The organism is Acinetobacter sp. 226-1 (genome assembly GCF_030329325.1).
Classification (GTDB): Bacteria; Pseudomonadota; Gammaproteobacteria; order Pseudomonadales; family Moraxellaceae; genus Acinetobacter; species Acinetobacter sichuanensis.
The window spans coordinates 1-13343 of the sequence record NZ_JACANU010000003.1 but is presented as its reverse complement, the minus strand read 5'-3'; the positions used below and the strand labels follow the sequence as shown (position 1 = coordinate 13343).

Here is a 13343-nt window from a genome sequence, read left to right as displayed (position 1 = left end):
TCAGCGTTTGACTGTTGTATCATCCAAATACTCAGGATAGAGACAGAGAAATATGCTCAAAGGGCAGAGTGAGATTCGTATTATTTGGTTAATGGTCTTAACGATTGTTGCGGTTTCAGCATGGTTTTTAAAGATTGAAGTATTGACCTATGTCTGCGGTTTGGCATTTGTGATGAGCGTGATGCATTATGTCGATGCTTTGCAAAAGCCTTTGATTGATATTTCAGCGCAACAACATCTGACTTTACAGTTTACCTCAAAAGTACCGCTTTATATTTCGTCATTGCTTGCGGTTGTGGGTATGAGCCTGCAATGGGGTTGGCTGATAGGCTTGGGTTTAACCTGTTGGATTTTCTTTTTTCTAAGGTGGCTAAGACGTTTAGAGCGCTCTGTACAGCAATTACAAGAAAAACTGAACCATGTGCAGCAACAATCTATCACACCAGAAAACAGTACTGCGGTTATTTCAAATTCGACCCAACCGTTATCTGAAACTCATCCTGACATGAGTTTAATACAGCAAATGAAACAATGGATTTTTCAAGGCAATCCTGTCTTAAAAGCCGCAACTGTTGTATTGGTCATTGGGATTATTTTATTACTGCGTTTTGCAACGGAACATTGGCAGGTCAGTTTATCTTTAAAATTGGCAATCGTTGCAATACTAAGCTTTGTGCTTACAGGGATTGGTGTTTTTCTACAGAATAAAAATAGAAGTTTTGCTTTAGCACTCGAAGGCTTAGGTTTAGCAGGACTATTTTTAACGCTATTTTTTGCTTATTACAATCATGTCATTCCGAATATTTATGTTGCGAGTATCTGTTTTGCTGTGGTCATGGCACTCACGCTGACTTTAAGTTTAAAACAGCAGAGTATTGAATTGGCTTTAATGGCAATGGTCATTGCCGCCGCAGCACCTTTTACTTTGCCTGTGCGGGCGGCAACAGCAGTAGAATTTGTTGCATATTATTAGGTCATTAATTTCTGTGTTGCCATTTTAACAACTTTACGTCCGTGGAAAATTCTCAATCAAATCGCATTTTTAATGACTGTCATTGTTGCAGGAAGCTATGCCTTTATTCATGGGCAAACGCAGCAACATGATGCTTTGGCATTTTTGGTGCTTGCACATACTGCCATTTTTATTTGGTTAGGTTTCCGTTTTAGTCAGCTGATCGCACAAAAAGATGTACAACAATTTCAGTTAAAACCTGCTTTAGACATCGCCCTCATTTTTGGTGCGCCATTGGTTGCTTATACTTTTTTATATTTGATTTATTTTGAAAAAACAGTATGGCAAGCCAGTCTGAGTCTAGCATTTGCGGTGTTATTTGCAGTGCTGTATCTATTGGCGAAGCGCAATCAAACCGTCAAAATTATTTCGCAAAGTTATTTTAGTTTAATGTTGATTTTTATCACATTAATTCCGCCACTTCTTTTACAAGATGAATGGAGTGTGATGGGGTGGGCGGTGGAAGGTGTACTGATTTTTGTATTTGCTTTATATCAAAAATCTACAGTGAGTCGTTATCTGGCAAGTGCGTTATTACTGGTTGCAGGCTTGTCGAGCTTATATTATTTATTTGAATCTGCACATTTTCCAAGTTTGATGTATTGGGTGCTTAGTATCAGCTATTTTGCTGTAGTTTTACTTGCCAATGCACATGAAAAGTTTCAACAACAATTAACCTATAGCAGTATTACTTTTTTGAGTATGTTGTTGCTGTCAGCAACCGCTATGCAATTATTTTTATGGGTGGATTATCTTGAAGGATCATCTCAGTATATTTTCACCTTAATATTGATGAGTGGCTTATATGTCATTTTAAATAGCGTGATGTTATGGCGTAAAGCATCATGGTCATGGCTGATTCCAAAATGGATTGGGGTGATCCCACTTTATATTTTTGCATTATTCTTCGTCATTCATCGTAGTGAAAACGGCAGTATCCTTTGGTTAAATACGATTGAACAAGCAGGCATTTTCTTTAGTGGTGCGCTGTTGACATGGTTATGGCTGCGTCCTTCTGTAGGCTTAAAGCTTGAAAAAGAATGGGTGAGTTTGGGAACTTTGTTGAGCTTAAGCTTGATGAGTTTGAGTATTTTGCCTGCTCTGCCTTATATCAGTGTGGTGATCCTACCTTTAGCATTCTGTGCATGGTGTTTTAGCCAAAAAGAAAATTTGAATTGGACGATGTTTTGGCAAACACGAAGTAGTTTAGCTTTGATCCTTATCTGGATTGTATGTTCACAATTATTTTCACAACAACCTTTTCAGTTTTATCTACTTCCTGTGTTAAATCCTTTTGACTTGATCAGTATTGCGATTTTATTTGGTTTTATTTGGATGTTGAGCTTACAACTTAAACAGGGGATGGATCGTGGAATTGTTGCTGTGTTATCGGTATTAAGTTTACTTTGGTTGAGTAGTTATGTGATTTTGCGGGCATTACATGTCTATTTGTCTACACCATATAATACGCTTGAGATTTGGCAAAACTCGACAATTCAATTGAGTTTTACTTTGCTTTGGGTGGGTTTGGCTTTTATTACCATGAGTTATGCAACAAAGAAAAATATGCGCTCTTTATGGATTTTAGGCGGAAGTATTTTAATGCTTGTGACTTTAAAATTAGTCTTACTTGACCTCTCACATATTGGTACATTAACACGTGTTATTTCTTTCTTGGGCGCAGGTTTTGTCATGCTTATCATTGCTTATATTGCACCGATTCCTGAAACAAAAGCATTAAATCATTAAAAATAAAAACCCTCTAAATTTTAGAGGGTTTTTCCGATTACATTTTTTAAGTAAAATTGTGCGTGTTTATAAATACTTATCTTGATTTTTTTGCATTTTTAATTCTTGTGCATTTGTATAGGCATCAACATCATCTTCATTGACTAATGCGCTATGTTGGGTAAATGGGCGATCTACAAAACCAATTTTAGGCACAGGAATTTCAATCTGATTTTCAACAAAACGATTGCGAATTTGTTCATGGATTTCATCTTTAACTTGCATATAATTATTTTGTTTACACCATAATGCATAATGCAACTCAATTGAAGATTCACCAAAAGAGGTGACGCTTAAACGCGGTTTAGGGTCAGCTAAAATCAAAGGATAATCATCAGCAAGATCAAGTAATACTTCACGTACTTTGTTGATGTCTTCATGAAAATTAATGGCTAAAGTAATGAGAATTCGTCGTATCGGAAACTTTGATAAATTATGTACAGGCGCACGAATGAGTTGTTCATTGGGTAAGCGTACATAAACATTATCCCAAGTCAGCAGTTTGACAGAAAGTAAATCAATAGAAATCACTTCACCTTCAATGGTATGCCCACGAATTAATGTAATCTGGATGGTATCGCCAATTTCAAATGAACCCTCACCAATCAAGAATAAACCACTAATTAAATTTGAGGCTGAAGTTTGTGAGGCAAAACCCAAAGCAACGGTCAAAATCCCTGCTGCGCCTAAAAAAACACTGAGTTTAAAGCCCGCTTCTTTTAAACTCGCCATCACAAAAATCATGAAAATAAAATAAAAAATCCCTCGTCGCCATACCAAGCGTTGATGCGCATTAAACTTGGTACCAATGGTTCGAATAAAGGTATTTGAAATGATTCGTGCTAATAAAAAACCCACAAAACACAGCACAATTGCAACCACAATTTCACTGAGTCGGTCAGTATTAATATTGGTGAAAATACCTTTTAGATTATCAGCAATGTCTTTAGGGATATTCGTTTCTGCCATGCTGACCTCTTAGAAGAATGAATCAAACATATTAAATAGCGCACCACCTGGCGAACGTGGTGGATGAACATAACTTACTTCACCTGCCAAAGGTGGCGTACGACTTTCAATTTTGACACGAGCAGGGCGGTCATCGCCTTCATAAATGACTTTAATTTGTGATGTCCAAAGTCGTCCTGTACTTTCACTATAAAATAAAGGTAGTGCAGGAACAGGTACATTCATACGATCAAAACGTAATTGATGACTACTAATATTATGAAAAACAATCGGGGTTACGGCACGAAAAGCACGAGGTCGTAAAAGATTAAGCTCTGTTCGTCCATCTACAGCTGTTGCATAACACATTTCACCATTGCGATGATCAGGACCAAACCATGTGTCTTTAGGTAAAATTACAGGAATATCAAACAACGGTTCTTTTTGTGCTTGTACAAAACCTGCCACCCAAAGCGGTGTACTAATATACAATGTTCCACGTTGTCCCGCAGGAATATAAATTGGATCTACAGGGCGAATCACCACGGAACGATCTGCTAAGCGTGGCATCAGTTGAAAGTGATTATGCGTTTCTCTAAACATATAGCGTTCAACATGCACAGGCTGTGGAAAAGCAAAATGAACATCGTGGATACAACTCCATTGTTGCTCGTAGTCATATTGAAATTGAGGACGATAATATTCCAAACGCCATTCTTGTAGACCGCGTGTTAAACGCATCATTGTTGAGCCAAATTGCCATGCTTTGGATTGATTTAGCTCAAAATTTTGCTCTCCCCACCATTTCAGATCAGGAAGTTCGGGTTCTAGATGTTCATTTTTTATGGACAAAAGGCTTCATTCCTCTGATCATTTCTTTAAAAAACAGTCTTCACGCTGTCATGCGCTTAGAGTACACTCAAAACAATTTTAATCATTAATATAAGTTGTAATGCAAGTCCTTAAACAATTACAAATACCTTATAGTTTTGCGAAACGGCATGGAGTGCTATTACGTTACGAAGGCGATCAAGTTTTTATTGTCCGTCGTGAAAATACTACACAGATTGCCATTCAAGAGGCACGCCGTTACCTTGGTCGTTCTGCACATCATCAACTGTGTAATGAAACAGAATTTAATCATTTACTCAGTTCAAGTTATGCAGGTGAAACAGGTGAGTCACAACAAGTTGCAGCAGGTTTGGAAGATCACCCTGACTTACTTAGTTTAGCAGATCAAGTTCCTGAAACAGAAGATTTAATGGATCAGGAAGATGATGCACCGATTGTTCGTTTAATTAATGCCTTACTCTCCGAAGCCATTCGTGTGGGTGCATCTGATATTCATATTGAAGCTTTTGAAAAGAAACTTTCTGTACGTTTACGGGTTGATGGTCAGTTACGTGAAATTGTCCAACCACGCCGTGAACTTGCACCACTTTTGGTTTCTCGTATCAAAGTCATGGCAAAACTGGATATTGCTGAAAAACGTATTCCGCAAGATGGTCGTATTTCTTTGCGTTTGGCAGGACGTGAAGTGGATGTCCGTGTTTCAACTTTACCCTCCTCGCATGGTGAACGTGTGGTGATGCGTTTGCTGGATAAGCAAGCAGGGCGTTTAAACATGACGCATTTGGGTTTAATGCCAAGTGATTATGAACGCTTAACAACGTTGGTACATCGCCCACATGGCATTATTTTGGTCACAGGTCCAACGGGTTCGGGTAAAACCACCACGCTGTATGCTGCACTTTCTGACTTAAATGATGGTTCTAAAAATATTTTGACTGCCGAAGATCCGATTGAGTATCAGCTTGAAGGGATCGGACAGACACAGGTCAATACCAAAGTGGATATGACTTTTGCACGTGCTTTAAAAGCCATGCTTCGTCAAGACCCCGATGTGGTGATGGTGGGTGAGATTCGTGATCTTGAAACCGCAGAAATTGCCGTGCAAGCCTCATTAACAGGTCACTTGGTTTTATCTACGTTGCATACCAATACAGCAATTGGTGCAGTGACACGTTTAAAAGATATGGGGATTGAGCCTTTCTTATTATCGAGTTCCTTGATTGGGGTGATTGCGCAGCGTTTAGTGAGAACAATCTGTTCGCAATGTCATACATGGCGTGAAGCGGATGATTTTGAGAAAGCCATTTTTAAGCCTGTTTCTAATGCAGTTGATTTAAAACTGCCTGTGCCAAAGGGCTGTGATCATTGTTCGCATACTGGGTTTACAGGTCGTACTGCGATTTATGAGATTGTCCCGATTGATGAGCAGATGCGTCGCTTGATTCATGGCAATGCGGCTGAGTATGAGCTTGAGGAATATGCACGTCGTGATGCAGGTTCGATTCGTGATGATGGTTTGCGTAAGGTGTTGGCAGGTAAAACTACGATGGAAGAGGTTTTACGTGTAACGAATGAAGCTGCGGAGTGATGATAAAGCTCCTTATTTTAAGTGTTTTATCGTTAGCCCTTTTAGGATGTCATGGTACTCCCACACAGCCAAAAGCTAAGTTTGAAGAGCCTGAACGTGAACAGTGTTATCGAAAATGTTTAGTTAGTTATAAAGGCACTGCTGAAAGTGCTTATAAAAAGTGTTTTCGTACAGCATCGAAATATCAAGAAGGACGTTCATGTTTTGGTGGGCATGGTTCTTAAAATCATCATGAGAAAACGCAATGAAAAATAACTTAATGACGTTGATTCTTTTCATTTTGAATGTTTTATCAATTCAACATGTTTCTGCTAACAGTGAAATGTTTAAGGTCTATTCAACGTGTCATGATGATACGGGCTTTCATTGCGATGTGATTCGGGAAGTAAATGGACACAAAAATCAGTTAAGTGTGAACGTCAAAGAACCTTGGATTGAGCAGGTAAACAGAGACTATTTTAAGGTCACTACGTCCTGTGGTAATCCGTGTCAGGTGACAGAGTTCATTGGAAAAAACAAAAAACAAGATGATGGTACAGATGAGTTTGTAGCAATTGACCCTAAAACCAATTGTTTGATTTACACAGATACTGAAAAGTTTAAAATTCTTGCTCGGAAGTTGAAGTCAGAAAAAAGTGTTGATGTTGTGAAACTCAACTCAAAAATCTTTAAAAATTTTGATCTTTACAGCCTAGCGCCGTATCGTGATTTTAAACGGAAATCTTATTTTGATGATCAGGGGAGTCTGATTTTGATTTATGGTTCTAATGAGGATGAGAAACTGATTCAAAAATTTTCTAATCCTTGTAAATTGTAGATATTTCTATTCATCAGAAGGATTTGTATTGTTCACATGAGTTAATCAAAGTCGTGGATCAATGATTATTGATTAGGCGTGAAACGTGAAAAATGGATAAAAAGCCCAACTCAGCTGAATTTGGCTTTTTATTACACGGTAAAGCAATGATTTATATTAGATAAAAAATTGCATTTCGCATAAGGCGTATTATGTTAATTTTAGAAAAACTTAATGTATCAATCTCACAGAACCGAATAAAATAACTCACTTTAACATTATGGTTTATTTGAGTATTTTACTATCCTGAATCAATCGAATGGCAAGTGGATATGCAGCAAAACGTTGAAAATTTACTTAAAGAACTAATTTTAGACGATGATTTTTTTAAGCTCCAAAGTTTAACAAATAAAGAAGTCAACTTAATGGACATACTCAGGGTATCTCATAAAGAGCTTCAACATTCAAACTTCCTTGCTTGGATGTTTTCACCTAATGAATCACATAATTTAGGGGACTATGTATTTAAAGAGTTCCTTAAGATCTATTTTAAGGAAAACCAGTATGAAAACTTAGGCGGTAGCAATGGCTTATCCGTATTTGATTTTGTGCAGCTCCACTTTGATGATCTAGAAATTAAGCGTGAATATAAGAACATTGACCTTGTTTTCTTATCAAAGCAAAACAAATTCTGCATGATCATTGAAAATAAGATCTATTCAGGAGAAGGAGGGACGCAACTTCAGAAATATAAACGCATTGTTGAAGACGAATATGCTGACTATAAGCACAAGTTGTATATCTACCTAAGTCTAGAAGACCAGAACCTAAGTGATTTTGGAACGGAAAATTACGTTCAAATCACTTATGACCATATCGTGAAGCTACTCACGCAAATTTTGAATCCCGATCAAGTACACCTAGCAGACCAGACACGGTTTGTTTTTGAGCAATATCTAAAGACGTTGAAATCTATGCTAAATCAGAATGATGAAATCGAAATCCTAAGTAAAAAGTTATATTCGAAGTACAAGCCAGCTTTTGATTTGGTATTTAAATACTGCGCCGTAGATAATTTTTTTGAAATTAACAATATATTAAAAGAGCTTGTTGAAAATGAGCCAAGTATTAGACCTTTCAACAGCAATAAAACGTATGTGCGATTCCAACCAAATTTCTTGTATAACGAGCTTGATAGACTGAAAGCAGCTAACCTTTTTCCGCAAGATTCAAAGCTAGAAGAATCCATGATCTATCTTTTTGAGTTCAATATCAGAAAAAATGGCGTGAATTTTGACTTGAAGATTGGTGATGGCGATTCTGATGTAAGGCAACGTCTATATGATATATATAAACAGAATGGTAGATTTTTCAAAGTTGTGAATAAAAAGCTAAAAGTGAAATGGCACCAGTCGTTCACTAAGGAAATTCTATCAACAGAAGAATGTGAAAAATTCCTCGAAACTGGTAATACGGACGAAATCAAAGGAGTTCTTACTCAGAATTTTAAAAAGCTAATGGTTGAACTAGCTGAATATGAGGCAATCATTATGAAGCAGTTAGAGGATACTCTTTAATCAGCTATGTCATATTAAGACTTATATTTATTTAACATAATGGTCGTTATGCGAAATGGTTTTATATTTTTATTTAAAATCAAGTATTTAAAAAGATTTCAAATATTTATTAAAAAGCCAATTTCAAAAATTGGCTTTTTAAAATCTATCAACTTTAATGTCTGATTAAACCATCAAACAATCACATTCAACGTCACATCAATATTGTTACGTGTTGCATTTGAATAAGGGCAAACAATATGCGCAGCATCCACCAGTTTTTGTGCTTCTGCTTGTTCCAAACCTTCCAAATGAATATTTAAAGTCACCTGAATACCAAAACCTGTTGGGATTGGACCGATACCAACATCACCCTCAATATAAGCATCAGGCGTGATTTTTAAATGATCACGGTTGGCAACAAACTTCATCGCCCCTAAAAAACATGCCGAATAACCCGCAGCAAAAAGCTGTTCAGGATTGGTTCCACCACCTGCACCGCCCATTTCTGTAGGTACTGCAAGTTTTACATCTAAAATATTATCTGAGGAAGTGGCACGACCATCACGACCGCCTGTGGCTTTTGCATGTGCGGTATAAACAACTTTTTCTAAAGACATGGTAAATCCCTGTGTATTTTATTTGAACCATTATCCTGTCTGAAAGTGAGGATAGAATAAGCAGTATTTTTGTAAATTTATCAGAGATTGGAAAGTGAGATGCGATACAAAAATGATGTTCAGTATTGCACTAAAATACGATGTTGCATCAAAGGCATAGACGCACGAATGGCTTCTTGTTCTGCTAAATCAAAAGGCACAGTCAAAAGCTGTGCACCTTCTTGATTGGTGATCTCTAAAATCTGACCACGACTATTGCTTGCACCTGCATGCCCCCAAGTCTGACGTTTTTCGCCATGCCAACCTTGTTGCGCTGCACCTAAAACCTGACATTGACTGTCCATGGCACGTGCTTGAAGCAACAACTGCCAATGCATTTCGCCAGTGGTATAGGTAAAAGCCGCAGGCGCAGTCAAAATATTGGCACCTTGCGATCTCAGGGTTAAAGCAAGTTCAGGAAAACGCAAGTCATAACAGACCATCAAGCCGATATTGCCAAAAGGGGTTTTCGCCACAACTACATCTGTACCAGGTTCAAAGAATTTTGACTCTTGATAGCCCCCCACCGAATCACCGACTTGCACATCAAACAAATGAATTTTGTCATAACGTGCTTCAGTCCGTTCAGGGCTGATACACAGGCTTACTGTACGAACCCGACCATCTGAAATCGTCGAACCATCAGGGCGAAAAGGGCAAGGCAATGTGCCTGCAACGATCCAGATTTGATACTGAGCAGCTAGATGCTCTAAACGCTGTTGAAATTCTTCAAAGCGTTCGGCTGTTTCACGCTGTTTACCCGCAGCAAAACAGACAAAGTTTTCAGGAAATACAATTAAAGAAGCACCATTGGCTTTACTTTGTTGGATCAATGACTCAATCACACTGAAATTTGCTTCAATGTCATTTTGAGAATTCATTTGAACAACAGAAAGTAAAGTCATGATTTTTCCTTAATTAGACTTATTTTAAAACTTAGATGTTATGTTGAGGCTCAGAATTTAGCACACATTGCATATCGTCTTTTTGTTTCTCAAGTTGCTTCACTAATGGCTCAAACATATTTTGATTATTTTCATTGAGTTTCATTAATGTTTTATGTGCATCTAAGACAGTATGTAGCATTGTATTGTGATTGATATTGTCATCTAACAAAGCTTGTGTGCATACATTTGGGTCACCACAATAATTTAAGATGACAAAAACCTGCCCTAAGCCCATGCTATTGGCTAGAGTGGTGATATCAGGATTTGTAGATAACATGACCGCTTGGATGTGATGGACTTGCTTGAGCTTTAAGCCCAACTTCGCCAATACACCTAAAACTGTGCTGTCTATAAAGCTGGTTTGGGTCAAATCAACAATAGCGCCAACGACGTTTTCTTGCTGTTCGATCCTTGCCAAAAGTTTGTCTAAGCTTATGCAAGACTGGGCGCGTACTTCACCAATAAGTTTGAAAATATGCGTTCCATTCAAGCTTGCATATTCAACATGACCTGTTGACATATAAATGCCATTTGCAGAGAAGGATAGGAAAATTATCACATAGCGCAACTTTATACTCAAGTATTCTTGAGTTAGAGAATAGTCTATATTTAACTAAGTATATGAATATTAGATTAATTCATTCTTCTTAAACTGAGAATAGCAATATCATCAGCAACATGATTCGGTGCTTGGAATGATTGATTTTGCAAATGATAGACCAATTGTGAGAACTGTTCGTTTAATCCGCCATCATAAGGTTCAAGTGCACCATCAGAACAAATAATAAACCGAGCATGTCGATTGAGAATAAATTGAAACTCTTCAACTTCGAGGTCTTCTGTTAAACCTAGAGGAAAACTACTGGTATTTAAAACGCGAGGTGCTTGGTTAGGCTCAAAAATAATAGGAGGAGGATAATGCCCAGCACTTGACCACTTCAGCACATGTGTTTCTAAATTTAGAACGCCTGCAATCATGGTAATATGTTTTTCAATATTTTCCTGAACCAACATCCCATTCAATTTTTTAATTAATTCTCTTGGCGTTTTTGAGCGACCATGAAATGCTGCCATCCATGAAGTGAGTAAAGAGCTTGTCACACCATGTCCTGAAACATCAGCTAAATAAAAAATAATTTCTTTATCGCTTATTTTCCAATAATCATACCAATCGCCAGATAAATAAGCTGAAGGTTTAAATAATGTTTCAACTTTATAATTTTGCAGTTCAATAGGATTGGGAAGTAATTTTTTTTGTAATTCGGCAGCAGAAGGTAAGTCACGACTGTCCTGATTACGTTTATATTGCGCATCTATTTTTAATAATGAATGTTCAGGATGTGCAGGTAGGCGTGTCCAGATCCAGCCCGCTAAAGCACCTAACTCCCATGCTTGTGATAATGCTGTGCCTTCATTTTCAAACGCTATCACAACAGTAGGCAAATTCCACTGATGTTGTAAATAATCTTGTACATCAGCAATTGCAATAATTGTTGGATCATACAGGTTAATATCTTCAATGTTGATCATTTGCAGACTCGGAAGATTATTTAGTACTTGGTCTAAATTCGGTATTGTGCGAGTGGGCTGAATGAAATACATAAAGTTAATTAATGATCCTGAAACTAAAATGATAAAGCTAAATCTATGTTAGACGATGTAAAATAGATAGCCAAGTAGTGTAGGCATCCACAAAGTAATGCCAACACAAAATAAGTTTTACAAAATATTTTCAATTATATTGCGATTATTGCGTTGAATCAGGCTCTTCAGTACTTTCATCATCTACAAATGAAATTGCTTCAGCACCTAAACCTTTTTTCTGAGCGATGTTATAACCTTGACGTTGTAAATAAATATCACGAATCGCAGCATATCTATCACCTTGTAAAGCATCTTCAAACTCTAACAAGCGTGAACGGGCATTAATACCACCCATGAAGCGATTTCCCCAGATATAACCTGACTGATCTGCATTATCTACTGTATAAGTCAGTGGGTTTGCATAACTTTCAGCAACATAATCTAAAGAATTACGTAAAGTGCTTGGTCCAAAAAGTGGCAACATTAAATAAGGACCACTTGGAACACCATAATAACCCAAAGTTGTTCCTAAGCTTTCATCTTCATTAGGTAGACCTAAACGTTTTGCTGGATCTGCTAAACCTAAAGAAGTTACTGTATTAATGGTAAAGCGCCCTAAAGTTTTAGCTGCACGACTAAAACGACCTTGTGCAAGTTGATTCACAGCATTCCAAGGTTCACTTAAATTTTTACGAAATGAACTATAAGAACCTCGAACATCTTCAGGTACTTTTGCTACATACTGTACAGCTAAAGGACGAGCAACATTACGATCTAACATATCATTAAATGCAAAAATTTCACGATTCAAAGGTTGTAGAGGATCTTTTACATCATCTGCTTGAGCAGCATTAGCATTTACCTTCAAATTTTCAACTTTAATATTTTTTAATTCTTTTAAAGCATCAAGACGAGGGTGTTTACTTTCAGCACCTGTAGCTTCAACTTCAGCATTTATTGCAGCTACTTGACTGACTTCAGTATTTTGATCAAGAGTATTGGTAGACGTAGTCTCTACATCTTGTTCAGCAAATACATGAGAGGTCAAACCTATGGTTAGCATGCTTAGCCATAAAAATTTTAAACGATGCATATAAGTCCTTAACGAAATCAATAAAAGCAAAATTGTTTATGGGGCAACAACTAGTTTCATCATTTATTTTATTCTAACAGTTGCTCCTTGACATGTATTAAATCAAATTTGGATAAAAAATGTAAAAAACTTACTTAAAATGACTAAAAAAAGATCACTTGATAAATAAAATTAAAAAACTTTAAAAAAAGGGGTTGCGTCGTATGTGAAATGCTGTAGAATGCACATCCATCGGCGGTGATGAAGATTAAAACTTCTGATAAAACAATAACTTGGTTGAATTGATTGAGTTGGGTTTTAGAAGGAAGGGTTAAAAATAATTTTCATTATTAGTTGACTTTCTAGAGATAGAGAGTAATATAGCCGACCTAGCTTGCTGCTGACGAAGCAGTAAGAAGATCATTAAGAGATTATGAAGAACAACTTGTGTGGATTTTTACTGGTTGATTGATCGAAATTATTTTCATTGATTGATGGTAGAAATTACTCGAAGTTTATTTGAGAAATATTTGTCAGAAAA

General features: G+C 37.0%; 11 protein-coding genes and 1 pseudogene. 5 read left to right on the top strand and 7 right to left on the bottom strand.

The features are described from left to right. Positions 1-52: 52 nt before the first annotated feature. Positions 53-2761 (top strand): annotated as a pseudogene (locus tag HX124_RS06075) (DUF2339 domain-containing protein). A gap of 66 nt (positions 2762-2827) precedes the next feature. Here HX124_RS06075 and HX124_RS06070 read toward each other — a convergent pair. After that, on the bottom strand, positions 2828-3769 hold the full coding sequence (locus tag HX124_RS06070; protein WP_286382593.1) for a mechanosensitive ion channel family protein: 942 nt from the start codon (positions 3767-3769) through the stop codon (positions 2828-2830). 9 nt (positions 3770-3778) lie between these two features. Next, positions 3779-4600: a DUF432 domain-containing protein gene (locus tag HX124_RS06065; RefSeq protein WP_107006671.1), complete on the bottom strand. Its 822-nt coding sequence runs from the start codon at positions 4598-4600 to the stop codon at positions 3779-3781. A gap of 100 nt (positions 4601-4700) precedes the next feature. On the opposite strand from HX124_RS06065, the gene gspE reads away from it, so the two are divergent. From gspE to HX124_RS06045, 4 genes are all read left to right on the top strand, one after another. Then, positions 4701-6188, top strand: coding sequence for a type II secretion system ATPase GspE (gene gspE, locus HX124_RS06060; protein WP_286375855.1), 1488 nt, complete (start codon positions 4701-4703; stop codon positions 6186-6188). Continuing rightward, positions 6188-6412: a hypothetical protein gene (locus HX124_RS06055; RefSeq protein ID WP_286375854.1), complete on the top strand. Its 225-nt coding sequence runs from the start codon at positions 6188-6190 to the stop codon at positions 6410-6412. The genes gspE and HX124_RS06055 overlap by 1 nt, the downstream gene beginning before the upstream one ends. A 20-nt stretch (positions 6413-6432) precedes the next feature. Then, positions 6433-7005 carry a hypothetical protein gene (locus tag HX124_RS06050; protein ID WP_286382591.1) on the top strand — a complete coding sequence of 191 codons (573 nt, stop codon included), beginning with the start codon at positions 6433-6435 and terminating at the stop codon, positions 7003-7005. A 311-nt stretch (positions 7006-7316) separates the two neighbouring features. Further along, positions 7317-8561: a PDDEXK-like family protein gene (locus HX124_RS06045; protein WP_286382589.1), complete on the top strand. Its 1245-nt coding sequence runs from the start codon at positions 7317-7319 to the stop codon at positions 8559-8561. 173 nt (positions 8562-8734) lie between these two features. Here HX124_RS06045 and HX124_RS06040 read toward each other — a convergent pair whose 3' ends face one another. From HX124_RS06040 to HX124_RS06020, 5 genes are all read right to left on the bottom strand, one after another. After that, positions 8735-9160, bottom strand: a complete 426-nt coding sequence (locus tag HX124_RS06040) for an organic hydroperoxide resistance protein (protein ID WP_286382586.1) — start codon at positions 9158-9160, stop codon at positions 8735-8737. A 119-nt stretch (positions 9161-9279) separates the two neighbouring features. After that, positions 9280-10104, bottom strand: coding sequence for a carbon-nitrogen hydrolase family protein (locus HX124_RS06035; protein ID WP_286382584.1), 825 nt, complete (start codon positions 10102-10104; stop codon positions 9280-9282). Positions 10105-10135: 31 nt separating this feature from the next. Next, positions 10136-10666, bottom strand: a complete 531-nt coding sequence (gene gigB / locus HX124_RS06030) for an anti-anti-sigma factor GigB (RefSeq protein ID WP_107006666.1) — start codon at positions 10664-10666, stop codon at positions 10136-10138. A gap of 113 nt (positions 10667-10779) precedes the next feature. Further along, positions 10780-11748, bottom strand: a complete 969-nt coding sequence (gigA, locus tag HX124_RS06025) for an RsbU family protein phosphatase GigA (protein WP_286382582.1) — start codon at positions 11746-11748, stop codon at positions 10780-10782. 145 nt (positions 11749-11893) lie between these two features. After that, positions 11894-12823, bottom strand: coding sequence for an MlaA family lipoprotein (locus tag HX124_RS06020; RefSeq protein WP_286382580.1), 930 nt, complete (start codon positions 12821-12823; stop codon positions 11894-11896). Positions 12824-13343 lie beyond the last annotated feature (520 nt).